Source organism: Bacillus cereus group sp. MG9, assembly GCF_040459995.1.
In the GTDB taxonomy this organism is placed as follows: Bacteria; Bacillota; Bacilli; order Bacillales; family Bacillaceae_G; genus Bacillus_A; species Bacillus_A mycoides.
On sequence record NZ_JARVHC010000001.1, the window covers coordinates 185,088 to 207,292 of the forward strand.

A 22,205-nucleotide genomic window follows, 5' to 3' on the forward strand; every position below is an offset into this window, starting at 1 on the left:
AGGGTGATGTTTAAATGGGGGCTTATGAAATTAATGACCAGTTATTAACGAATGAAGAGAAAAAAGAATTAACGATAAATAAAGATCAGCAAACGATTAGCCGGAAAAAGGAAGTGTTTCGCAAGTTTATATCAAACCCTATAGCAGTTTTAGGGGCAGTGACGTTATTACTAATTATTGTTTTCTCGCTTATTGGCGAAAGTTTAACGCCATTTACTGCGAGTGAACAAGTAAAAGAAGCAACTAATTTACCGCCTAGTAGTGAGCATTGGTTCGGAACAGACGATTTAGGGAGAGATATTTGGGCGCGTACTTGGGCTGGTGGGAAAATTTCATTAACAGTTGGATTGGTAGCAGCAGCTCTTGATATAGGGCTTGGTGTACTTATCGGTGGCTTTAGTGGATATGTGAGAGGACGTAATCGTCTTGGAACGTTAATTGATGAGTGGATTATAAGAGGGATTGAAGTGTTATACGGTATCCCATATTTACTGATTGTTATTTTACTATTAATCATTATGAAACCAGGACTTTTTACAATTATTATAGCTCTTGCGTTAACGGGATGGATTGGCATGGCACGTCTCATTCGGGCGCAAGTACTTTCATTGAAACAAAGAGAATTTGTTATTGCAGCAGAGCGATTAGGTACATCTCATATGAAAATTATATATGGGCATTTAATTCCAAACTTAACAGGGATTATTATCGTCAATTTATCATTCACAATTCCAGCAGCTATTTTCTCAGAATCATTTTTAAGTTTTATCGGACTTGGAGTACAATCACCAGCAGCGAGCTGGGGCACGATGACAAACGATGCACTCGGGACATTACTAAGCGGAGAGTGGTGGCAACTTTTCTTCCCGGCAATCATGATTGCATTCATCATGTTCGCATTTAATGCGATTGGTGATGGTTTGCAAGATGCGATTGATCCGAAAATCGTAAAACGTAATCGAAAGGAGAAAAAACATGGCACAAATCTTATCTTTAGAAAACGTAACGTTGGCCGTTGAAAAAGAGAATAGTAAGCAAGCAATTGTGAAGCATGTTTCCTTTTCTATTAACGAAGGTGAAATAGTTGCACTTGTCGGAGAAAGTGGTTCAGGGAAAAGTGTTACAGCACAATCAATTATCGGCTTAAATCAAGAATCGATTCATATTGATGATGGAAATGTATCTTTCCAATCAAAGGAATTAACGGATTTACAAGAATCAGAATGGAATCAAATTCGCGGGAAAGATATTTCCTTTATCTTTCAAGACCCGCTTTCATCTTTAAATCCGACGATGAAGGTTGGAAGACAAATTACAGAAGTAATTGTGCAGCATGAAAAGAAATCGAAAAAAGAGGCAAAAGAAATTGCAATTAACTTACTAAATGATTTAGGGATACATGAAGCAGAGAAACGCTTTGAACAATACCCGTATCAGTTGAGCGGAGGTATGAGGCAGCGTATTTGTTTAGCAATTGCATTTGCTTGTCACCCGAAGCTCGTTATTGCAGATGAACCTACAACAGCATTAGATGTAACGATTCAAAAGCAAATTATGGAGTTGTTAAAAGAAAGAAAGGAAAAACAAAATACGAGTATTTTATTAATTACACATGATTTGGCACTTGTACGTGAAGTAGCTGACCGAGTAGTAGTTATGTACGGGGGACGTGTTGTTGAAAAAGGAACGATACAAGAAGTAATTGGCTCACCTAAGCACCCTTACACAAAAAGTTTATTGCAAGCAATTCCGAATATGGATGATTCAGAAAAGGTACTTAGAGCAATTGAGGGAACAACACCTTCAATTGAAACGTTAAATAGTTTTGGATGCCCGTTTGTGAATCGTTGTCCTGTAGCGATAAAAGAATGTATTCATCGCTTCCCAGAGAGAACAACATATTCTGAGGAGCATAGTTCACATTGCTGGCAGCATATTCTGGAGCATAATAAAGCGAAATCAAAAGAGAGGGTGAATGCCTCATGACGACAGATTTAATTACTGTAAAGCAAGTAACGAAAACGTATGGAAGTAAAAATAAAGAAATCGCAGCGTTAAAAGGTATATCACTTTCTATCCCAAAAGGAACAACGCTTGGCATTATTGGAGAAAGTGGTTCTGGAAAGACAACACTTGGTAAGCTCATAGCTGGGATCGAGCGTCCAACGTCTGGTGAAATTGATTATAACGGTCAAGTTGTTCACAAGCTGAAGTCAGCTCATAAGCGGGATTTCTTGCAGAAAGTACAGTTCATTTTTCAAGATTCCACAGCTGCATTAAATCCGCGCTGGAAAGTACGCGATATTGTAACAGAAGGCTATATTTCATTCGGTTTAGGCGATAAAGGATTGAAAGATAAAGTCGCAGGTGATGCGCTAGAGCGTGTTGGATTAGATAGACGATATATTGATCGCTATCCACACGAATTTAGCGGAGGACAACGTCAACGTATTGCCATTGCAAGAGCGCTATTATGTGAGCCAGAAGTATTAATCCTTGATGAACCAATTTCAGCATTAGATGTTTCACTGCAAATCCAAATTGTACATTTACTGCAAAAGATTCAAAAGGAACAAGGCTATACATATTTATTTATCGCACATGATTTACCGATGGTTCACTATTTATGTGAAAAAGTGGCTGTCTTATACAAAGGAGAACTTGTTGAATTTGGAAATACGGACGAAGTATTCCGTAATCCACAACATTCTTATACAAAAACATTATTAGCATCAACACCAAAAATTTCAGGTTAAAGGAGAATGTAGGATGAAGAAATTTTTACTGTTTGTCATTATGACTGTTTTAGCAATTACTTCTGTCGCTTGCGGTAAGAAAGAGACGCAAAAGGCAAGTGCTGGTAAGGGGGAAGGAGATCGATTAGTAACGAATATTAGTAGTGATCCATATACACTTGATTCCGCTATTGCGACAGATACTACTTCGAGATATGTAATTGGGAATTTATTTTCAAGTCTATATACTGAGGATAACAATGGGAAAATCCATAATGAGTTAGCGGATAAAGAAGAAGTAAATGCTGATGGGACTGAATATACAATTCATTTAAAGAAAGATATTAAATGGTCAGATGGTTCTCCTATTACAGCAAATGATTTTGAGTTTGCATGGAAGCGATTATTAAATCCGAAAACGGGTTCTATGAATGCGACAGAAATGTATTTTATTAAAGGTGCAGAGGCATATAATACTGGAAAAGGTGAAGAAGGCCAAGTTGGGATTCAAGTCGTTGATCCTCAAACGTTAAAAGTAACACTTGAATATCCAGTTGCTTCTTTCAAACAAAAACTAGCAAGTTCATTATTTATTCCATTATCTAAAAAATCAATTGATGATAATAATAAATTAAAAATAGATCCAAAAGAGTTAATTACGAACGGACCATTCACGTTAAAAGAATGGAAGCATAACCAAGCAATTACAGTACAAAAAAATAAAGAATACTATGATAAAAAGGTAACATTAAAAGAAATTGAGTTTCGTATTATTCCAGACTCTAAAACAGCGTATCAATTATTTAAATCAAAAGAATTAGATTTACTAAGTGGTTTACCACAAGAGATGATTGAGAAAGAAAAAGAAAATAAAGAATATAAACGTGTTGCAGGATTTTCATCTTATATTTATTCCTTTAACGTAGAAAAAGAGCCATTTACAAATGCGAAAGTACGTAAAGCATTTTCATTAGCAGTTGATCGTAAATTTATCGTTGAAAAATTGTATAAAAATAATGCACAAGCAGCATATGCATTCGTTCCAGAAGGGGCAAAAACACAAGGTGGTCGTGATTTCCGTAAAGAAAAAGGCGATTACGTAAAATTTGATCCAGCGGAAGCGAAAAAATTATTAGAAGAAGGTATGAAAGAGCAAGGATGGTCTACATTACCTGAAGTAACATTAAAATTCACTACAGATATACAACATAAAAAAGTAGCAGAAGCAATGCAAGAAATGTTTAAGAAAAACCTTGGTGCAGATATTAAATTAGAAAATAAAGAGTGGAAGAGTTACATCGACACATACAAGCAAAGTGATTTCCAATTAGCTTATATGGGATGGGGAGGTTCTAACTTAGACCCTAGTGCCCGTTTAGAATTATATGCAGGTGATGGTCCAAGTAACTATGCGAAATGGTACAATAAAGAATTTGATAATTTAATTAATCAAGCAAAAACAGAACAAGATGAAAATAAACGTTTTGATATATTACATAAAGCAGAAGATATTATGTTTGATGATACACCATTAATCCCAATTATTTTCCCAAGCTCTTCATATTTACAAAAATCATCAGTATCTGGCGTCCAATTTATTATCGGTTCTAGTCCAGAACTAAGATACGTAAAAATTAAAAAATAAAGAAGTAGGCAACTGCCTACTTCTTTATTTTATTTCTCTTTTATATTCTTTTTTCGTTCCATCAGAGAAGACAACTTCTAAATCGAATTTTTGGTAGTCTTTATCAAGTTTGAATACATTGACTACTTGATCAATTACTTCTTGATCTGGTGTGTTTTTATCGAATTTTAATTCTTGTAGAAGAGGGCTTAATTTTGTAATAGCTTCGTCGCCTGTGAACTTTACATCTGTTTTATGATCTTCAATTTTTGCTTCCATTTTCTTGTCCGCTGCTACATTTTTATAATCAGCTTCGTAGTCTTTCTTCGTATCTTGATAGTCTGCTTTTAAATCAAATTCATTAAAGTTTAGTTTTAAATCTGCAGGAGCCTCATTTTTTGCTTCTTCAGTCGTTTTCTTATTAGAAGTTGTATCTTCTTTTGCAGGAGCTTTACATCCTGTTAATGCAGGTACTAGCATGAGAGCTAATAAAGCTGATAGTAAAATTCTCATTATAAATTCCTCCTTATGTAAATTTGTTCTATACAAGTTTTTCCCAAAATCATGTAATTATGTATGTGTTGAAAATAAATTATTTTCTCGTAGCTTCAAGGGTAAATGCGCAATTTAAATCAAAAATGATTTGTATGTATATGGTAAATTAAAGTTGTAAGGAGGTACTGAAATGCATGAAGAATATAAAGAGATGATAAAAAAAGCAATCGAATATATAGAGAATCATTTACATGAAGAGCTTACAACAGAAAGAGTGGCATTTCACGGGGCAGTATCGATGTACCATTTTCATCGTATTTTTCAAAGTTATATTGGGATGAGTGTAACGGATTATGTTCGTAAGAGAAGATTAACTCATGCTGCACAGGCTTTAGTATCGACTGAAAGAGCAGTCATTGATATTGCAGTGCAAAATGGCTTTTCCTCACAAGAGGCATTTACTAGAGCTTTTAAAAGAATGTTTCAATTACCACCAAAAAAATATCGGAAATATTTCCAGTCATTTTATATAGAAAGAGAGGGCGTTTCAATGGAAAAAGGTATACCGAAAGGATGGGTATTAAGTGGAAGTCATCCTGCTGAATATGAGATGGGTTTAGATTACGAAGTTGTTCATCAAGGAAAAGTATCTGCATATATAAAAGGAAAAGAGAACGTTACACACGGAGGGTTTTCAACATTAATGCAAATGTTCCGAGCGGATAAATATGTAGGTAAGAGGTTGCGTTTAACAGCATTTATTAAGAGTGAAAATGTAAAAGACTGGGCAGGATTGTGGATGCGAGTAGACGGAAAAGATACAGAGCCTATTGCTATGGATAACATGCAAAATCGTCCAATTAAAAATACGAATAACTGGCAATCATACTCGGTTGTACTAGATATAAAAGAAGAAGCACTTGGTATTGCATTTGGTGTTTTATTATCAGGAGAAGGCTGTGTCTGGCTAGATAGTATTCGTTTTGATGAAGTGGATGAAAAAATTCCTTCAACAGATTTGGCAGAAAACTTTTATGAAACACTCCTAGAAGAGCCGGTGAATCTGCAATTTGAAGAGGTAGAAAAGTAAAAAGTAAGGAGAAAAGGTATGCTCAAATATGTAAAACTAATAAGTATTAGTTTAGTAGTATCATCGTGTATTATGGGAATCAACTATTTAATTAGTTATCTTTGGTCAGGGCATATACCTTCTTTGACGTGGAGAACATATTTGATATTTATGGTTATATTTATGATGAGTTTTGGTTCAATACAAAAAGAGAGCTATGAAGAGAGTTGATAATCGTCCTTTTAGCCTTCTTAGTATTAATACATATGTATTTATCACCATTGGAAAAACAGGTTTGCCGTTCGGGATTATTTCCCGCAACATATGCAGCGAATGGTTATTACACAATAATATTTGGTGGAGTTAATTTAGCAGGAAATATTATTTCATTATTACTTATTATACTAGTTACACAATTGGTAGCGGGAATCACTATAGGTATAAAAGGGATAGTAAAGAGGAGAAGTTCTGTAGTTAAAGAAGCATAAAGTAAAAAAGGTATCCTTCGTGGGATACCTTTTTTACTAGCGTTTATTATTTTGCAACTTCTGTCCACTTGTAGTTAAACTCACCGCCGAAGTCTGTTGTTACAAGTCCTTTAATAAATCCGCGTTGTAGGTAAGAACGACCTTGTTGGTATAAAGGAGCGACAGCACCATCTTGTAATAAGATTTTTTCAGCTTGCTTCATTGCTTCCCAGCGACCTTTTTCATCACCAGCTAAATCAGTTTTTACTTTACGAATAAGCTCGTCGTACTCTTTGTTAGAGTATTTATCGAAGTTATAAGCACTATCTGTTGTGAATAGATCTAAGAATGTAATAGGGTCTGCGAAGTCAGGGCCCCAGCCATCGATTCCGATTTCGTAATCACCACTTAATAGTAGTTTTAACTGCTGTTTACGTGGTTGAGGTTTTAAAGTCACTGTTAATCCATCTAGATTCTTTTCTAGTTCACCTTTTAAATATTCGCCAGTTTTCTTAGCTAAAGCATTATCGCTTGTTAATAGTTCAATTGTTACTTTGTCAGTACCGAGTTCTTGTTTCGCTTTTTTCCAGTTTTCTTTTGCAGATTTCACATCATCTTTGACTAGATTTCCATTCTCTTTACGGAAGTCATTACCGTCTGGACTTTTTGCGAATTTCGCAGGAACCATTCCTTCTGCTGGGATTGCACCGTTATTTAAAATTGTTTCTACGTACGCTTTTTTATTCATTGCTCCGTTAATAGCGAGGCGTGCATGTTGATTTTTTAATACTGCATTTTTCTGATTTAGTCGTAAGAATTGGATACCGACTTCAGCGCGTTCCTTGAAGTTGGAATCGTTCTTATACTTATCAACAAACTCCGCAGTTAAAGCAACACGATCAATTTGTCCTGAATCATATAAGTTAACTTCTGTAGATTTATCTTTAACGACATTGAAGTTGATTTCTTCTAGTTTTACAGTTTTAGCATCCCAATAGTTAGGGTTCTTCTTCAATTGGAAGCTTTGTTCATGTTTCCAGTTATCTAATGTGAAAGCACCATTGTAAATTAAATGATTCGTTTCTAAACCGTATTTATCGCCTTGAGATTTTAAATACTCTTCATTGATTGGTAAGAATGTTGCAAATGTCGTTAAGCTTAAGAAGTAGGGAACAGGGCGGTCCAGTTGTACTTCTAAAGTTTTATCGTCAAGAGCTTTAACGCCTAATTGATCGATTGCTACTTCTTTTTGGTTTATTTGTTTCGCATTTTTTATATCAAAGAATAAGAATGCATATTCAGCAGCTGTTTCAGGGTTAACGGCACGTTGCCAAGCGAAAATAAAATCTTTTGCTGTAACAGGAGTACCGTTTGACCATTTTGAATCACGAAGATGGAAAGTATACTTTGTTTTATCCGGACTAATGTCAACCGATTCAGCAACACCAGGGATCGGTTTATTATCTTCTCCTATAGCATATAAACCTTCAAAAACATTTCTCATTACATTCATGGATTCCCCATCCGTCGCTTTTGCAACATCCATTGTTGGAATTTCTGAAGCAAATGATAAGTTAATCGCTTGTTTATCAGGTGCTTTATCGTTCGCTTTCGCTCCGCCTGCATTATCTTTATTTCCCCCGCAAGCAGTTAGTAGTAGACTTGCCCCTAAAACAGATGCAACAACAGGTACAACTTTTTTCTTCATTGTTCTTTCCTCCCTAAATGTGTTGTTCGTAACGTCATAATGTCCATGTCTTGAAGTGTAGCTATAGAAGGAGAGAAAACCTATTATAAATATGTGTATATAGGTAATCAGGTATTCTATATGTATATACATGTTGAACTATAATCTATCGTTATATGTTTCAACTTAGTAGACATTACATTTTGATGGTAAAATATTTTGTTTCTTTGATTATTTAGAATATTAACACTGGAAAGAACTATATGTCAATAATAAAAAGTGGAGTGTTAATTTCTTGGAATAATATATTGAAAAAGCAGATTTCCTCATATTAGGGAATCTGCTTTTAATATATTTTGCTAAAAAAACAATGGGTGTGGGTGAGAACACGATGATCTAAGTTGCATTTTATCCCGCATTAACGGGCAGTAAGATCCTCACCTCAAAATTCAGTGAAAGCAAAGAAGTTAGGGGGGATCAACTGCCCGTAAAAGCCCGATTGGTGAGGGCTGATTAAAGTTTCACTTTATTTTTCAATTTTTGCCCATTTGAAGTTTAATTGACCTGCAAAGTCTACTTGCACAATGCCTTTCACATAAGAACGCTCTAAATAAGATTCTCCTTTTTGGTAAAGAGGAGCAATAACAGAGTCCTTAAATAAGATTTTTTCTGATGCTAGTAACGCTTCCCAGCGAGCTTTTTCATCACCAGCCAAAGTAGTTTTAACTTTTTCAATTGTGTCATCAAACTCTTTATTAGAGTAATGATCTAAATTGTAAGGGTTATTCGTCGTAAATAGTTCAAGGAATGTAATTGGATCAGCAAAGTCAGGGCTCCAACCGTCAATTCCAATCTCGTAGTCACCTTTTAATAAGAGTGAAACTTGTTGTTTACGTGGTTGCGGTTTTATATTTACCGTTAAGCCATCTAAATTCTTTTCTAGTTGTCCTTTTAGGAACTCACCAGTTTTCTTCTCAAGGTCACCATCACTTGTTAATAATTCTAATGTTATCTTTTCAGAACCAAGTTCTTTTTTTGCTTTCTTCCATAATTCTTGTGCAGATGTTGTATCAACTTTTGTTAAATCGCCGTTTGCAGTACGGAAGTCTTTTCCATCAGGCCCTTTTGCAAAGTTTTTCGGCACGAGACTAAAGGTTGGTGTAGAGCCATCATTTAATAACGTATTTACAAAAGATTTTCGATCAATTGTTTGATCGATTGCTTGGCGTGCAGAAACGTTTTGAAGTATTTTGTTTTGCTGATTCATACGTAAAAACTGTACCCCTACGTTCGGACGTTCTTTAAAGTTAGCATCCTTTTTATATTTATCAACGAAGTCAGATGTTAGTTTTATACGGTCTAATTGTTTGGATTCGAATAAATTTACTTCTGTTGATTTCTCTTTCACAACGTTGAAATTGATTTCTTCGAGTTTGACATTATCTTTATCCCAATAGGTAGGGTTTTTCTTAAATTTAAAGCTTTGTTCATGCTTCCAATCGCTTAGTGTAAAAGCTCCGTTGTACAAGATTTTGTTATCTTCTAAAGCGTACTTATCACCTTGTGCTTTAAAGAATTCCTCGTTGATTGGTAGAAATGTTGGGAACGCCGTTAAGCTAATAAAATATGGAACAGGGCGCTCTAATTCTACTTCAAACGTATGGTCATCAACTGCTTTTATACCAAGTTGATCGGATGGGAGTTCTTTGCTATTAATTTTTTTAGCGTTTTTAATATCCAGGAATAAAAAAGCATATTCAGAAGCTGTTGCTGGATCGACAGCTCTTTGCCAAGCGAAGACAAAATCTTTCGCTGTTACAGGTGTGCCGTTTGACCATTTTGAATCTCGTAAATGGAATGTGTATTTCGTTTTATCAGCACTTACTTCATGAGATTTCGCAACGCCAGGAACAGGTTTATTACCTTCACCAAGATTGTATAAACCTTCAAATACGTTTCTCATTACTTGACCAGAATCAGTATCTGTAGCACGAGCCGTATCCATTGTTCGAATCTCAGTAGGTGAAGATAAGTTTAAAACTTGCTTACTAGGTGCCTCATCTTTTGCATTTGCTCCGCTCGCTTCGTTTTTATAACTACCGCAACCAGATAATAAAATACTTACTCCTACAACTGATGCAATACCGGGTACAAACTTCTTTTTCATTTGATTTTCCTCCTAAATAGTTAATAAGATTGGATGATGATGAGGGAAATGAAAAACAAAAAATCCCTCTTTTCGTATTGAGAAAGAGGGATTTTTACGTACAAGTTATGCACCCGTATATAAACGAAGTCCCTCATTCTATCTTTCAAGCACAAAGCTTGCAGGAAGTGGCACAGTATTCAAAATGAACCTGCTGCCGAGGTTTCAAAGGGCCAGTCCCTCCACCTCTCTTGATACAATGAGAAAAAATTTTATTAATTTTTGTGTTTCTTTGATAATTCAAAATCTTACACCTTAGATAATGAAGTGTCAATCAAACGGAATATAGTTTAAATTTTCAGTTTTATTAAAAATAAAAAAACCACTGCATATGGCAGTGGTTTCCCTACTAGAAGTTAAAGTTATCTGGATCTGGACCAACGCGATGATTTTCGTTTAAAGCTTGAATTGCTTTCATATCATCCGAGCTTAATTCAAAGTCAAAGATGTTTGCATTTTCAATAATGCGGTGTTCTTTAATAGACTTAGGGATTGTTACAACTTCATTTTGTAGATCCCAACGTAAAATAACTTGTGCAGTCGATTTATTATATTTCGTAGCGATTTCTTGTAATGTTGGGTGATTAAGTAGCTGCCCCTGCATTAATGGTGACCAAGCTTCAAGCTGGATGTTATGTTCTTTACAGAAGGCATGTAATTCTTCTTGTGCTAAACGTGGGTGGTATTCCACTTGGTTAACCATTGGTTTAATTTCTGCAATTTCAAATACGTCTTGCAAATGGTGAATATGGAAATTACTCACACCGATAGCACGAACACGACCATCTTTATAAAGCTGCTCTAAAGCTTTCCATGATTCAGTGTATTTTCCTTTTACAGGCCAATGTACTAAATATAGATCTAAATATTCTAGACCTAATTTTTCTAATGTAGTTTCAAATGCTTGTAGTGTTGACTCGTAACCTTGATCACTATTCCACACTTTTGAAGTGATGAATAACTCTTCACGAGGAATACCAGATTCTTGAATTGCCTGTCCAACGCCTTCTTCGTTTTTATATATCGCAGCAGTATCGATACTACGGTATCCATTTTTTATAGCTGCTTTTACAGAATCAATTACTTCTGTACCATCTTCAACTTTAAAAACACCCAAGCCGAACCAAGGCATTTTCACGCCGTTATGTAATGTTGTATAGTCGTTTAAACTTGTTAAAGTCATATTAATTCCCCCTAGCTTTTTTATTGGTCGCTTCAACTGCTTGTTGAATGACTTCTGAAAAATTATTTTCATATAGAACTTTTAAGCCTTCAGCCGTTGAACCTCCTGGTGTTGTTACTTGTTCGCGGAGCATAGCTGGATCCTGATTTTGCTGGAGCATAGCGGCAGAGCCAGCAATCATTTGAATGACAAGGTGTTTTGCTGTTTCCTCATCAATACCATAGCTTTTCGTTGCTTCAATTAAACCTTCAGCAAAGTGATAGAGAAAAGCGGGTGCACTACCAGTAACTGCGGTAAGTTGGTGAACTTCCTCTTCGGTACAAAACTGTGAGGTACCGATACCTTTTAAAAGAAGTTGTAACGTTTCTTGATGTGTTTCATCTACAGAATGTCCCGTCGTATATAAGGAGATAGACTTTCCAATCCCAGCAGCTGTATTTGGCATAATCCAAGCAACAGGTGTCCCTTGGGGAAGTCTTTCTTCTAGATAAGATGGTCCGATTCCGGCAGCAACTGTCACGACAAATTGATTAGTTAGAAGAGGGGATAGATCCGCTAATAGCTGTTCATGTGCGACAGGCGGCATTGCTAAAACGATTGTATCTACAGATTTAATATGCTGTTTCCAATCTGTTGTAATCGATAGATCATATTGAGTTTGTAATTGCGTTAGTTTTTCTATGTTACTTCGGTTGGAAACAATAATTTCTTCGATGTATTCTTTACTTGTTGTAAGTAGTCCAGCAAATATAGCTTCTGCCATACGACCGGCACCAATAAATAAAATTCGATGTTTATTAGGCATATCCTTTATTCCTTTCTGATGAGAATATGTTATAAAAAACGATAACATTTTTAAGAGAATTTTGTAAAAAGAAACGGCTTATCGTAAGTGGAATAGATGAGTGGGGAGTTTTACAGGAGAAAATTTATAGTAAGTATAAGAGTTATTTCTTATACTGTTGATAGGGAGTTTATTACATATCTGGGGAGAGATAAATATGGTTAGAAGTCCACTTTTTTTACTCATTTCTAGTATTATTTGCATATTAGTTGGGTTCTATATCCGATCAAGTTATATTGAAATTTTCGCATCGGTTATGGGGATTATTAATGTTTGGTTACTTGCAAGGGAAAAGGTATCAAACTTTTTATTTGGGATGATTACAGTTGCGGTATTTCTGTATATTTTCACTACACAAGGCTTATACGCAATGGCAGTATTAGCAGCCTTCCAATTTATATTTAATGTGTACGGTTGGTATTACTGGATTGCGCGTAGTGGGGAGGAGAAGGTAAAACCGACAGTTCGCTTAGATTTGAAAGGATGGATTATTTATATATTTTTTATTTTAGTTGCTTGGATTGGTTGGGGATATTATCAAGTCCGTTATTTAGAATCGACAAGTCCATATTTAGATGCTTTAAACGCTGTATTAGGATTAGTAGCTCAATTTATGCTGAGCCGAAAAATCTTAGAAAATTGGCATTTATGGATTTTGTATAACATAGTTAGCATTGTGATTTATATTTCAACGGGCTTATACGTCATGTTAGTATTAGCTATTATTAATCTATTTTTATGTATCGATGGCTTGCTAGAATGGAAGAAAAACCATAAAGAGCGAGAACGTGTAAATAATTATATTTAGAAAATAATTGTAATCAAAAAACCCCCTGAAGCATATACGTTTCAGGGGGTTTAAATATAGTGTGAATTTATGCTTTTGTCATACCAAGCAATACAGCGCCGCCGATAATTAAAACACTACCTAGGGCAATAAAGATCAATTGACGTTTTGTTTTCTTTTCACCTAAGAAGACAATCGCACCGAATGTTGAGATAACGATTCCAGTTTGAGATAATGGGAAGCTTGTCGCTACTCCGACACGTGGTAATGAAAGAAGTAAGAATAAGTTTCCTGTTCCCCAAAGTAAACCAGATACAGCATTACGAATTGCATATTTGTTAAATGGTTTATGTTTAGACGTCAGTACAACCGCACCAACGAACATACCAACTGCCTGTGGTAAAATAGCAGACCAACCATCGATATTATACCAACGAATAATAATTACATATACAAGATAGCCGAAAGTAGAAACAATTAAAGTAAGAAGTCCCTTTTTCAATTGTCCTGGTGGCTGTGCATTTTCTTTATCATCTAGTGATGTGAATACTACACCAACTACGATTAATAGGATTGCAATCGTTCCCAGAACAATCGTTGTAGTAGTAGTCCACTCACGAAAAGCGATAACTCCAAAGATAGAAGTTGCAACAAGTTGCATACCAGTAGAAATAGTTACAGTAGTTGAAACACCTAGTTTTTCAACTGTTTTTAATTGGTTTACTTGTCCTAAAGCCCAGAATAAACCTGAAATAAAGCCAACAATCAAGACTGTCATTGTTAAAGTTGGTTGAGTAAATACATACATAGTTGTTGCGAAGAATAGAGCACCGATTGTCATACCTACCGTTTGGCTATATGCACCACCGCCCATTTTTACGCTTACTAATAAGATGTTTCCCCATGCGATTGCAGGAAGAAGCGCTAATAAAATGTCCATTACAAGACTCCCTTCGGTTTTCTATACCAATATAATTACATATCGTTCTAACGATCGGTAATGCCCCACTAATAGAGTAGAAGATTACCGATCGCTAAAACAGGATGAAGAATTTACGATATAAATGCGTTTTCATTTCTTCATTTTTTGAAACACTTTCATATAATAACAGGAAATTACCTATTTTAGAAAGTGAATTCAAATAAAATGTATATTTAAATAAGAGAAAAAATTCAGTTATTAATCAAATTATTTTATTTTCCGGGAAATAAAAAGCAACTTTTGTCGAAAGTTGCTTTAAGAAGTAGTAATTCTTCTATTAATGAGTTGAATGCATAGTAAGAATAGAAGGGACATACTAATCGTTATGATTACAAGTGTCCAAGCTAGTTGCATATTACTCGCATCAATAGCCATATAAATCGCCGTTGGAATCGTCTGAGTTTTGCCAGGTATATTTCCTGCAAACATTAAAGTTGCACCAAATTCACCGAGTGCGCGAACAAAGCTTAAAATCATACCGCTAAGTAGTGCGGGGAATGCAAGCGGGAGTGTAACATGTAGAAAAACTTGATATTCACTTGCACCAAGATCGCGCGCGCCATCTTCAATTTGTACATTTGCGATAGAAAATCCTGTTTTTGCTGATTGGTACATGAGCGGAAATGCAACGACTGTAGAAGCAATGATAGCAGCAGTAGATGTAAACATAATGGACTGCTGAAATAATGATTCAATCCACTTTCCAATGGGACTGTTATTTCCAAAAATGATAATTAGAAAAAAGCCGATAACAGTTGGTGGAAGCACCATTGGTAATAAGAAAATAGTTTCTAGTAGTACTTTATATCGCCACGAGGAGCGCGCTAATGCTCGTCCAATAATCGTTCCTAAGATCGTAACGATTATTGTGGCGCACGCAGCTACTCGCAAGGATAGAAAGACAGGTGACAAAATTGCATCAAAGCTCATAGCGATTATGGCAGGATTGTAAATCCATATTTCTTAAAGATAGATTGTGCATCTTTTGATTGTAAATACTCATAGAATGAAGTCGCCTCTTTCTTATGCTTAGATTCCTTTATAACACCTAAAGGATAGTGGATTGGCTCATGAGAATTAACTGCTACCGCTTCTACAATTTTTACCTTGTCTGAAACGAGAGCGTCTGTTTTATATACAATACCAGCATCAACATTACCTGTTTCTACATATGTTAACACTTGGCGAACATCTTTTGTAAATACGATTTTATTTTGAACGTCATTCCAAAGATTTTCATATGTGAGAGAAGCTTTTGCATATTTTCCTGCAGGTACAGATTCGGGTGTACCAAGTGCGATTTTCTTGATTTTCTCATCCTTTAAATCTTGAAGTTTTGTAAGAGCACTATCTTTTGGAACGACTAGAACTAGTTCATTTCCAAGAAGGTTTTTCCCTTCTTTTTCATTAATAAATCCTTTTTTAACAAGAGTTTGGAATTTATCCTCTGCTGCAGAGAAGAATAAATCAGCAGGTGCACCTTGCTCAATTTGTTGTTGAAGTGCACCAGAAGCACCGAAGTTAAAAGAAAGTTGAATAGTTGGTTCTTTCTCTTTATATTGCTTTTCAATTTCTTTTAATGCATCTTGTAAACTTGCAGCAGCTGATATAGTCAGCTCCACTGATTCTCCCTCTTTAGCAGCTGACTTTTCTTCACTTGAACAAGCTACATTAAATATAAGAAGAAAAGAAAGTATAAGTACCCCAATGGATCGTAAAGTAAATTTGTTCATAAAAAATCTCCCTTCGTTTACTAAATTAATTATAACTAATTATAACTAATTATAACTAGTTATAATTGAATATAATTTGAACGATATAGTTGTTTTTAAAAACTAGGAGAAATATTCTTTTCTTTGTTACAATGAAGGAAGAAAGTGAGGAATCGTCTATGGATCATCATTCCTACACAACGGAAGAAGTAGCAAAGCAATTAAAAGTATCAAAATTAACTGTATACGACCTAATTAAAAAAGGAGAACTTCCTTCTTATAGGGTTGGTAGACAAATGCGCATTGATGCAGCTGATTTAGAACAATATATAAAGCAAATGAAAACAGGGAAGGTACAATTTACTCCTGTAAAGAAGGACGAAATTAGTAGTTCGAATACACGCATCATTAGTGGTCAAGAACTAACGTTAGATATGTTGGCAAAGCATATAGAAAATCGATTGCCAAATTCTAATATATTGAGAGCGTATCAAGGTAGTTTAACGAGTTTAGTGAAGATGTACCAAGGAGAAGGAAGCGTCGTTAGTTTACACTTATTTGATGGTGAAACGGGTACATATAATGTTCCTTACGTAAAACGTATTTTGGTTGGACAACCATATATTATGATGAATTTATTAGCAAGAAATGTTGGGTTTTATGTGCAAAAAGGGAACCCACAAAATATAAAAACATGGGCTGATTTAGCTCAGTCATCTATACGATTTGTAAATCGAGAAAAAGGTTCTGGTATTAGGGTGCTAGTGGATGAGCAATTGCGAATTCAAAAATTAAGTAAAGAAGATATTAACGGGTATGGATGGGAAGAATCGAATCACCTTGGCGTTGCCTCGCAAGTCGCGAATGGAAAAGCTGATGTTGGGGTAGGATCAGAAAAGTTTTCCCAAATTGTGAACGTAGACTTTATTCCAATAATGAAAGAACAGTATGATTTAGTACTTCTGAAGAATAAAGAAAATGAGGAACTTATTGAGGTTATAAAAGAGGTTTTGCAATCTGAAGAGTTTCACAATGAATTAAAAGCAATTGGTGGATATGATATAAGCAAAACAGGCCAAATTATATATGAAACAAACTAAAAGGCTGCTTGTCTATAAGACGAGCAGCCTTTTCTATATATAAAGGGATTGGGGGAAACAAAGTGTTAAATAAGACTTTGAGCAAGTGCATAAATGAATGCAGTAAGAAGAGTAGCTCCACTTGCAAGTCCGATAAAGTGAAACTTTAATCAGTGAGGGCGGGGTATCCCTCGCTGATTATTAGCCCTCACCAATCGGGCTTTTACGGGCAGTTGATCCCAAACCTAACTTCTTTGATTTCGCTGAATTTTGAAGTGGGAGTCTTACTGCCCGTTAATGCGGGATAAAGTCTGATTTGTTGAAAGTAATGTTGTTCATTATAATCTCTCCTTATTTGTTTAATGTAGTTGCAACTGCTTTTGCATCGACAAGTGCGGATAGCACCATGCCCATTGTATTGAAAAATTTGTTTGATTTCATTTTGTTCATCATGCGTATCCGCTCCTTTTCGAATTGTTGTTGCCCTGCTTTCTGTCTTAATTATATGAAATATAGCAGCCTGCAACTATCGAATTGGCTTACGTAAGACTTACACTTTTGTAAGAAAAAAAGACATTCGTGTAAGAATGTCCTTCAAAGCATATTGATATGATGGTGCTCTTTAATTGTTTTTAAAAAGCTGCGCATCGAATTGGTCATGTAACTATCTTTACGGCGTATGAAAACAGTTGAAATACTGCCGTATTTCTCCGGAATTGGATGGCAGTGGACTTTACCTGCTGTAGAAAGGTGCTGCACCGCAGACTGGGGGACGAGTGTAATCCCAAGACCGAGCGCTACGCTATTTAATATAGTTTCTAATATGTTAAATTCCATAATTCTTTTTGGTAGCAAACCTTCATCTTTAAGCCATCGTTCAAGCTTGGAACGGTATCCACATCCTTGATTAAAAACGAGTAGGGGCGTCGTAGTAAATTCTTCTATATGAAAAGCTTTATTTTGTGTAACAAGCATTAATTTCTCAGTACTAACATCGTATTGTTCAATTAGTGGATGTTTAATAGGACCTGATATAAAGGCGCCATCTAATTGGTGATCGAGTACTTCTCTAATAAGCTCTTCCGTTAGACCAGCTTGTAATGATAAATCAACATTTGGATAGCTTTTATAGTAAGAAGACAAGATGGTAGGCAATGTACTGACTGTTTCGACTGTACCGATTTTTAATATACCAGATGGTGTTTCACTATCTAAAAACACTTGTTTTAGCTCTTCAACATCTTGCAAAATTTTATGAACGTAAACGAGCATTTTTCTTCCTTCAGCTGTTAAAGTCATGCCTCGCTTATGACGGTAAAAGAGAGGTGTTTTCAGCTCGTTTTCTAATTGTTTAATACGTGCGGTTACATTTGATTGTACATAATTTAATTCCTTTGCTGCGCCGCTTACACTACCGCGGTCGGCAACGCTCTGGAAGATTTGTAAGTCTCGTAATTCCATTTTATGCTCCTCCTTGATGTTAACTATCATTATAAATGATAGTTAACATCATTTTGAATCATTTTACGTGATATATTTTTTCTTTTACAATTCTCTTTGTGCAAATAGAAAGAAGCGGGGGATTGTGGTGAGAAAAGGTCAAATGATAATAGGTGCTTTGGCATGTTTAATTGCAAGTATGTCATGGGGAGCGATGTTTCCGGTTGCTGATCATGCTCTAGAATACATAGATCCATTTTATTTTTCGTTTATTCGTTATGGGGCGGTAGCAATTGTATTGATTGTATTATTGCTAATGAAAGAAGGAAAGAAGGCATTTCGCTTAGAAGGAAGAGGGAAGTTACTCGTCTTTTTTGGAACAATGGCTTTTACCGTATATAATGTATTAATTTTTCTAGGACAAATGTTAATGGGAAAATCAGGTGTAATGGTAGCTTCTATTATGGAGGCGCTTATGCCAATGATTTCAATTTGTATTTTATGGGGATATAAAAATATAAAGCCGAAGAAATATATGATAACGAGCATGATTATTGCGTTTGTAGGGGCTGTATTTGTTATTACGAAAGGTGATATGAGTTTCTTTTTAACATTGAAAGATAATATGTTTTCACTAGTATTTATATTTGTTGGTGTTGTAGGATGGGTTATTTATACGATGGGTGGTCAAACGTGTAGCGATTGGTCAACATTACGTTATTCTACTTTGACATGTGTATTGGGTACAACTGTCACAGGGATTATAACTGTGGTCATTACAGTGCTTGGATATGTATCTGTTCCAAGTATGGAAACGATTTCTATTGTGAAGTATGATTTGTTATTTATGATGACATTACCAGGTATCGTAGCACTACTTGCTTGGAACTACGGTGTGAAAATCTTATCATCAATTAATGGTATTTTATTTATTAACTTTGTGCCAATTACTACTTTAGTTATTATGATGATACAAGGATATAAAATAACGACATTTGATGTATTAGGAACATTATTTGTTATTGCAGCGCTTATTCGTAATAATGTTTGTCAGAGAAAAGAAGAAAATATAAATAAACAAATTTTGCAAGAAAAGCAATTGCGTCAAGCTGTTTAATAGGCAACTGGAGGATTTTATATGTTAGAAAGTTTATTGTTTTTCTTTGCTGCTGGAGTTGCCTGCGAGCTTGCAGCAATTAATCGAAACGGTCGTAAAAATATAAAACAACAAGCTGAACTGATACAGCTTTTAAAAGACTTGAAGGAAAGAAAAAATTAAAAAGACGACCGGGCATAGACGGTCGTCTTTTCTATTATTATTTATATAAAGGGGAAAGGGGACACAAAGTTATATAAGCGTAGCAGCGTAAATGAAAGCAGTAAGAAGAATCGAGCCGCTAGCTAGTCCTAAAAAATCTAATTTATTAAAAGTCATGTTATTCATTATAAATTCTCCTTACGTGTTTAATATAGAAGCAACAGCTTTTGCATCGATAAGAGCGGAGAATACCATGCACATTGTATTTAAGAAATTGTTCGTTTTCATTTTGTTCATCATATAGATCCGCTCCTTTTCAAATGGTTGTTGTTACTTTCTGACTTAATTGTATAAGATAGTGGAGGGAGCCACTATCGAATTAGCTTACAAGAAAATTACACTTTTGTAAGAATTGAAATTTAACAATAAATACTTATTTTTATTACCAACTCCTAAAACTTAGTGTTATAATCGTTGTAAGAAAATAATTATACTTCGGATATTCAGAAAGGAACGAAACAAATGTATAAACCAATTACATTTTCGTTGAAATATATATTTAAAATGGCTGGGAAGGTAGAAGTACAAGGGAGAGAGAAATTACCGGAAGGTGGCCCTTACGTTGTTGCGTGTACACATACAAGTTTTATGGATGTTTTAATGTTAGCGGCAGGAATGTACCCAACCCAAATTCATTACATGGCAAAAAAAGAATTGTTTGAAGGGAAATTTAAAAATTGGTTTTTTAAAAATGTAAATGCATTCCCTGTAGACCGTGCGAATCCAGGGCCAAGCACATTGAAAATTCCATCACGTTTATTAAAAGAAGGAAAAGTAGTAGGGATTTTCCCGAGTGGGACGAGGTCATCAGAAGACGTTTCACTAAAAGCTGGGGCTGTTACGATTGCAATGCGTTCTAACGTTCCGTTAATACCGGCAGCTTATGTTGGTCCATCAAGTATAAAAGAATTGATAAAAGGAAAAAAAGCGCGATTAGTTTTTGGAGACCCAATTCAAATCGATGCTGAAGAACAAATAGATCGAAAAACGGCTATGAAAATGATGACAGATGAATTAAATGCAAAGTTTGAAGAACTAAAGGAAGTTTTGCAGCCAAATCAAAAATAAGAAAAGACGATCGTGCATAGACGGTCGTCTTTTCTATTATTATTTATATAAAGGGGAAAGGGGACACGAAGTTATAGTGTAGCAGCGTAAATGAAAGCAGTAAGAAGAACCGTGCCGCTAGCTAGTCCTAAAAAATCTAATTTATTAAAAGTGATGTTGTTCATAATGTATTCTCCTTACTTGTTTAATGTAGAAGCAACAGCTTTTGCATCGATAAGAGCGGAAAATACCAAGCTCATTGTATTTAAGAAATTGTTCGTTTTCATTTTGTTCATCATATAGATCCGCTCCTTTTCAAATGGTTGTTGCCCTGTTTCTGACTTAATTATATGAAATGTTGCGGAGAGTCACTATCGAATTAGCTTACAGGAAAATTACACTTTTGTAAGAAAAACGAATGAAAGTGTCATGATGAGAAGATTTGACATATGTTCATGTGATTCATTAAGTTAAAAGTAGAGGTGAGTGTATGGCTAATATTAAAGATATTGCAAAGATGGCTGGGGTTTCAGTTACGACTGTTTCGAGGGTATTAAATGATCATCCATATGTAAGTGAAGAAAAAAGGAAAGTTGTTTTAGAAATAGTTGAGAAATTGAATTACTCGCAAAATGCCAATGCTGTTCATTTATCAAAAGGGAAGACGAATATTGTTGGCGTGATTTTACCTTATATTAATCATCCGTCTTTTGATGCGATGGTGGGTGGAATGATGGAAGTTGCGTTAGCTCACAACTATCGAGTGCTTCTTTGTCAAACGAACTACAATAAAAAAGAAGAAATGAAAAGTTTACATATGTTGAAAACAAAGCAACTAGACGGTCTTATCATTTGTTCTCGTGCCAATGAGTGGGAAACTATAGAGCCTTATGCAGCGTATGGGGCGGTTATTGCTTGTGAGGATAATGATATTGAAAGCATATCGAGTGTATATACAGATCATTTTAATGCCTTTCAATTAGGGATGAGTTACCTTATTGAAAAAGGTTATAAGAAGATTGGATATTGTACGGGAAGAAAGTTAGGGCCAAGTAGTAAGAAACGTTTTGATGCTTATAAACAACAGCTACAATTAATAGATGAAGAAGTGATGGAAGATCGGATTTTCACAGAATGCTTTACGTTAGAAGATGGTGTAAGAGTTGCACATCAATTCAAGGAGATGGAGAATCCTCCTGAAGCATTAATAGTGGCAGGAGATGAAGTTGCTATTGGGATCATGACAGAAGTTGAAAAATTAGGTATTGAAGTTCCTGAGGATTTAGCGATTATTGGTTTTGATAATCAACCGATTTCTCAAGTTTTACAACTGACAACCATTGACCAAAATTTAAAGGGAATAGGTAAGACGGCTTTTGAAATGTTTTATAGGCAAGTAAGTGATGAGAGTTCTAAACAAGAAAAGATGGAAATTCCGTATAAACTTGTGGAACGCTCGACGGTTTAGTATTTATCCGTTATGTGTATAATCACATAACGGATTATTTTTTGAAATGTCTTTGACAGGAA

At 35.2% G+C, this 22,205-nt stretch carries 24 protein-coding genes, 1 pseudogene and 1 riboswitch; of the genes and pseudogenes, 13 read left to right on the forward strand and 12 right to left on the reverse strand.

Annotation, left to right across the window (positions count from 1 at the left end; genetic code table 11):
* Window positions 1–14 precede the first annotated feature (14 nt).
* From QCI77_RS01060 to QCI77_RS01075, 4 genes are read left to right on the forward strand one after another with little or no spacing between them, the layout of a single operon-like run.
* On the forward strand, window positions 15–1,019 hold the full coding sequence (locus QCI77_RS01060; protein ID WP_002029386.1) for an ABC transporter permease: 1,005 nt from the start codon (window positions 15–17) through the stop codon (window positions 1,017–1,019).
* A complete protein-coding gene (locus QCI77_RS01065; RefSeq protein WP_353824410.1) occupies window positions 976–1,986 on the forward strand; it encodes an ABC transporter ATP-binding protein in 1,011 nt (336 codons plus the stop codon). The genes QCI77_RS01060 and QCI77_RS01065 overlap by 44 nt, the downstream gene beginning before the upstream one ends.
* The gene (locus QCI77_RS01070) at window positions 1,983–2,756 is read left to right on the forward strand and encodes an ABC transporter ATP-binding protein (RefSeq protein ID WP_002151286.1); all 774 of its coding nucleotides are present in this window, start codon (window positions 1,983–1,985) and stop codon (window positions 2,754–2,756) included. Before QCI77_RS01065 ends, QCI77_RS01070 begins: the two co-directional genes overlap by 4 nt.
* Before the next feature lie 13 nt (window positions 2,757–2,769).
* Window positions 2,770–4,380 (forward strand): peptide ABC transporter substrate-binding protein, encoded by a 1,611-nt coding sequence (locus tag QCI77_RS01075; RefSeq protein ID WP_353824411.1) that lies wholly within the window; start codon window positions 2,770–2,772, stop codon window positions 4,378–4,380.
* Between the two features lie 24 nt (window positions 4,381–4,404).
* On the opposite strand, the gene QCI77_RS01080 is transcribed toward QCI77_RS01075, so the two are convergent.
* Complete coding sequence (locus QCI77_RS01080) at window positions 4,405–4,872, reverse strand: YusW family protein (RefSeq protein WP_098766990.1); 468 nt, start codon at window positions 4,870–4,872, stop codon at window positions 4,405–4,407.
* A 172-nt stretch (window positions 4,873–5,044) separates the two neighbouring features.
* Between QCI77_RS01080 and QCI77_RS01085 the strand changes: the two genes are divergently transcribed.
* The 3 genes from QCI77_RS01085 to QCI77_RS01095 are packed head-to-tail and all read left to right on the forward strand — an operon-like array spanning window position 5,045 to window position 6,411.
* Entirely contained in the window at window positions 5,045–5,944 is a 900-nt protein-coding gene (locus QCI77_RS01085) for a helix-turn-helix domain-containing protein (protein WP_353824412.1), read from the forward strand.
* 18 nt (window positions 5,945–5,962) lie between these two features.
* Window positions 5,963–6,154 carry a hypothetical protein gene (locus QCI77_RS01090; protein ID WP_002124741.1) on the forward strand — a complete coding sequence of 64 codons (192 nt, stop codon included), beginning with the start codon at window positions 5,963–5,965 and terminating at the stop codon, window positions 6,152–6,154.
* Window positions 6,151–6,411, forward strand: a complete 261-nt coding sequence (locus QCI77_RS01095) for a hypothetical protein (protein WP_353824413.1) — start codon at window positions 6,151–6,153, stop codon at window positions 6,409–6,411. The genes QCI77_RS01090 and QCI77_RS01095 overlap by 4 nt, the downstream gene beginning before the upstream one ends.
* Before the next feature lie 46 nt (window positions 6,412–6,457).
* On the opposite strand, the gene QCI77_RS01100 is transcribed toward QCI77_RS01095, so the two are convergent.
* The 4 genes from QCI77_RS01100 to proC form a co-directional block, all read right to left on the reverse strand.
* A complete protein-coding gene (locus tag QCI77_RS01100) occupies window positions 6,458–8,098 on the reverse strand; it encodes a peptide ABC transporter substrate-binding protein (RefSeq protein WP_353824414.1) in 1,641 nt (546 codons plus the stop codon).
* A gap of 505 nt (window positions 8,099–8,603) precedes the next feature.
* Window positions 8,604–10,244: a peptide ABC transporter substrate-binding protein gene (locus QCI77_RS01105; protein WP_201063724.1), complete on the reverse strand. Its 1,641-nt coding sequence runs from the start codon at window positions 10,242–10,244 to the stop codon at window positions 8,604–8,606.
* A 135-nt stretch (window positions 10,245–10,379) separates the two neighbouring features.
* Window positions 10,380–10,484: riboswitch (SAM riboswitch) on the reverse strand.
* 148 nt (window positions 10,485–10,632) lie between these two features.
* On the reverse strand, window positions 10,633–11,466 hold the full coding sequence (locus QCI77_RS01110) for an aldo/keto reductase (RefSeq protein ID WP_002063472.1): 834 nt from the start codon (window positions 11,464–11,466) through the stop codon (window positions 10,633–10,635).
* A 1-nt stretch (window position 11,467) separates the two neighbouring features.
* On the reverse strand, window positions 11,468–12,271 hold the full coding sequence (gene proC / locus QCI77_RS01115; protein WP_002091431.1) for a pyrroline-5-carboxylate reductase: 804 nt from the start codon (window positions 12,269–12,271) through the stop codon (window positions 11,468–11,470).
* A gap of 196 nt (window positions 12,272–12,467) precedes the next feature.
* On the opposite strand from proC, the gene pnuC reads away from it, so the two are divergent.
* The gene (pnuC, locus tag QCI77_RS01120; protein WP_340780013.1) at window positions 12,468–13,118 is read left to right on the forward strand and encodes a nicotinamide riboside transporter PnuC; all 651 of its coding nucleotides are present in this window, start codon (window positions 12,468–12,470) and stop codon (window positions 13,116–13,118) included.
* Window positions 13,119–13,185: 67 nt separating this feature from the next.
* On the opposite strand, the gene QCI77_RS01125 is transcribed toward pnuC, so the two are convergent.
* From QCI77_RS01125 to modA, 3 genes are all read right to left on the reverse strand, one after another.
* The gene (locus QCI77_RS01125; RefSeq protein ID WP_002009926.1) at window positions 13,186–14,037 is read right to left on the reverse strand and encodes a GRP family sugar transporter; all 852 of its coding nucleotides are present in this window, start codon (window positions 14,035–14,037) and stop codon (window positions 13,186–13,188) included.
* A gap of 297 nt (window positions 14,038–14,334) precedes the next feature.
* On the reverse strand, window positions 14,335–15,009 hold the full coding sequence (gene modB, locus QCI77_RS01130) for a molybdate ABC transporter permease subunit (protein ID WP_002029397.1): 675 nt from the start codon (window positions 15,007–15,009) through the stop codon (window positions 14,335–14,337).
* Between the two features lie 5 nt (window positions 15,010–15,014).
* On the reverse strand, window positions 15,015–15,812 hold the full coding sequence (gene modA / locus QCI77_RS01135; protein WP_353824415.1) for a molybdate ABC transporter substrate-binding protein: 798 nt from the start codon (window positions 15,810–15,812) through the stop codon (window positions 15,015–15,017).
* A gap of 131 nt (window positions 15,813–15,943) precedes the next feature.
* Here modA and QCI77_RS01140 point away from each other — a divergent pair, with 131 nt between their 5' ends.
* Window positions 15,944–16,891, forward strand: coding sequence for a substrate-binding domain-containing protein (locus QCI77_RS01140; protein WP_353824416.1), 948 nt, complete (start codon window positions 15,944–15,946; stop codon window positions 16,889–16,891).
* Window positions 16,892–16,956: 65 nt separating this feature from the next.
* Here QCI77_RS01140 and QCI77_RS01145 read toward each other — a convergent pair.
* Both QCI77_RS01145 and QCI77_RS01150 read right to left on the reverse strand, forming a co-directional pair.
* Window positions 16,957–17,037: pseudogene (locus QCI77_RS01145) on the reverse strand (DUF3948 family protein); the annotation flags it as partial.
* A gap of 427 nt (window positions 17,038–17,464) precedes the next feature.
* Window positions 17,465–18,331 carry a LysR family transcriptional regulator gene (locus QCI77_RS01150; protein WP_002063480.1) on the reverse strand — a complete coding sequence of 289 codons (867 nt, stop codon included), beginning with the start codon at window positions 18,329–18,331 and terminating at the stop codon, window positions 17,465–17,467.
* A 127-nt stretch (window positions 18,332–18,458) separates the two neighbouring features.
* Between QCI77_RS01150 and QCI77_RS01155 the strand changes: the two genes are divergently transcribed.
* Both QCI77_RS01155 and QCI77_RS01160 read left to right on the forward strand, forming a co-directional pair.
* Entirely contained in the window at window positions 18,459–19,427 is a 969-nt protein-coding gene (locus QCI77_RS01155) for a DMT family transporter (protein WP_040963027.1), read from the forward strand.
* Window positions 19,428–19,448: 21 nt separating this feature from the next.
* Window positions 19,449–19,589, forward strand: a complete 141-nt coding sequence (locus QCI77_RS01160) for a YrzO family protein (RefSeq protein ID WP_002063481.1) — start codon at window positions 19,449–19,451, stop codon at window positions 19,587–19,589.
* Window positions 19,590–19,658: 69 nt separating this feature from the next.
* On the opposite strand, the gene QCI77_RS01165 is transcribed toward QCI77_RS01160, so the two are convergent.
* Window positions 19,659–19,754 carry a DUF3948 family protein gene (locus QCI77_RS01165; protein ID WP_002124767.1) on the reverse strand — a complete coding sequence of 32 codons (96 nt, stop codon included), beginning with the start codon at window positions 19,752–19,754 and terminating at the stop codon, window positions 19,659–19,661.
* A gap of 336 nt (window positions 19,755–20,090) precedes the next feature.
* Here QCI77_RS01165 and QCI77_RS01170 point away from each other — a divergent pair, with 336 nt between their 5' ends.
* Entirely contained in the window at window positions 20,091–20,696 is a 606-nt protein-coding gene (locus QCI77_RS01170; protein WP_002124771.1) for a lysophospholipid acyltransferase family protein, read from the forward strand.
* 71 nt (window positions 20,697–20,767) lie between these two features.
* Here QCI77_RS01170 and QCI77_RS01175 read toward each other — a convergent pair whose 3' ends face one another.
* On the reverse strand, window positions 20,768–20,860 hold the full coding sequence (locus QCI77_RS01175) for a DUF3948 family protein (protein WP_012260201.1): 93 nt from the start codon (window positions 20,858–20,860) through the stop codon (window positions 20,768–20,770).
* A 305-nt stretch (window positions 20,861–21,165) separates the two neighbouring features.
* Here QCI77_RS01175 and QCI77_RS01180 point away from each other — a divergent pair, with 305 nt between their 5' ends.
* Window positions 21,166–22,143 carry a LacI family DNA-binding transcriptional regulator gene (locus tag QCI77_RS01180; protein ID WP_002009913.1) on the forward strand — a complete coding sequence of 326 codons (978 nt, stop codon included), beginning with the start codon at window positions 21,166–21,168 and terminating at the stop codon, window positions 22,141–22,143.
* Window positions 22,144–22,205 lie beyond the last annotated feature (62 nt).

Bases quoted from the DNA above. Each gene is read 5' to 3' on its own strand.
- QCI77_RS01160 (WP_002063481.1), top strand. From the start codon at position 19,449: ATGTTAGAAAGTTTATTGTTTTTCTTTGCTGCTGGAGTTGCCTGCGAG.
- QCI77_RS01065 (WP_353824410.1), top strand. From the start codon at position 976: ATGGCACAAATCTTATCTTTAGAAAACGTAACGTTGGCCGTTGAAAAA.
- QCI77_RS01080 (WP_098766990.1), bottom strand. From the start codon at position 4,872: ATGAGAATTTTACTATCAGCTTTATTAGCTCTCATGCTAGTACCTGCA.
- QCI77_RS01085 (WP_353824412.1), top strand. From the start codon at position 5,045: ATGCATGAAGAATATAAAGAGATGATAAAAAAAGCAATCGAATATATA.
- QCI77_RS01125 (WP_002009926.1), bottom strand. From the start codon at position 14,037: ATGGACATTTTATTAGCGCTTCTTCCTGCAATCGCATGGGGAAACATC.
- pnuC (WP_340780013.1), top strand. From the start codon at position 12,468: ATGGTTAGAAGTCCACTTTTTTTACTCATTTCTAGTATTATTTGCATA.
- QCI77_RS01070 (WP_002151286.1), top strand. From the start codon at position 1,983: ATGACGACAGATTTAATTACTGTAAAGCAAGTAACGAAAACGTATGGA.
- QCI77_RS01170 (WP_002124771.1), top strand. From the start codon at position 20,091: ATGTATAAACCAATTACATTTTCGTTGAAATATATATTTAAAATGGCT.
- QCI77_RS01165 (WP_002124767.1), bottom strand. From the start codon at position 19,754: ATGAATAACATGACTTTTAATAAATTAGATTTTTTAGGACTAGCTAGC.
- QCI77_RS01110 (WP_002063472.1), bottom strand. From the start codon at position 11,466: ATGACTTTAACAAGTTTAAACGACTATACAACATTACATAACGGCGTG.
- QCI77_RS01075 (WP_353824411.1), top strand. From the start codon at position 2,770: ATGAAGAAATTTTTACTGTTTGTCATTATGACTGTTTTAGCAATTACT.
- QCI77_RS01140 (WP_353824416.1), top strand. From the start codon at position 15,944: ATGAAGGAAGAAAGTGAGGAATCGTCTATGGATCATCATTCCTACACA.
- QCI77_RS01100 (WP_353824414.1), bottom strand. From the start codon at position 8,098: ATGAAGAAAAAAGTTGTACCTGTTGTTGCATCTGTTTTAGGGGCAAGT.
- modA (WP_353824415.1), bottom strand. From the start codon at position 15,812: ATGAACAAATTTACTTTACGATCCATTGGGGTACTTATACTTTCTTTT.
- proC (WP_002091431.1), bottom strand. From the start codon at position 12,271: ATGCCTAATAAACATCGAATTTTATTTATTGGTGCCGGTCGTATGGCA.
- QCI77_RS01175 (WP_012260201.1), bottom strand. From the start codon at position 20,860: ATGAACAACATCACTTTTAATAAATTAGATTTTTTAGGACTAGCTAGC.
- QCI77_RS01060 (WP_002029386.1), top strand. From the start codon at position 15: ATGGGGGCTTATGAAATTAATGACCAGTTATTAACGAATGAAGAGAAA.
- QCI77_RS01105 (WP_201063724.1), bottom strand. From the start codon at position 10,244: ATGAAAAAGAAGTTTGTACCCGGTATTGCATCAGTTGTAGGAGTAAGT.
- QCI77_RS01150 (WP_002063480.1), bottom strand. From the start codon at position 18,331: ATGGAATTACGAGACTTACAAATCTTCCAGAGCGTTGCCGACCGCGGT.
- QCI77_RS01180 (WP_002009913.1), top strand. From the start codon at position 21,166: ATGGCTAATATTAAAGATATTGCAAAGATGGCTGGGGTTTCAGTTACG.
- modB (WP_002029397.1), bottom strand. From the start codon at position 15,009: ATGAGCTTTGATGCAATTTTGTCACCTGTCTTTCTATCCTTGCGAGTA.
- QCI77_RS01090 (WP_002124741.1), top strand. From the start codon at position 5,963: ATGCTCAAATATGTAAAACTAATAAGTATTAGTTTAGTAGTATCATCG.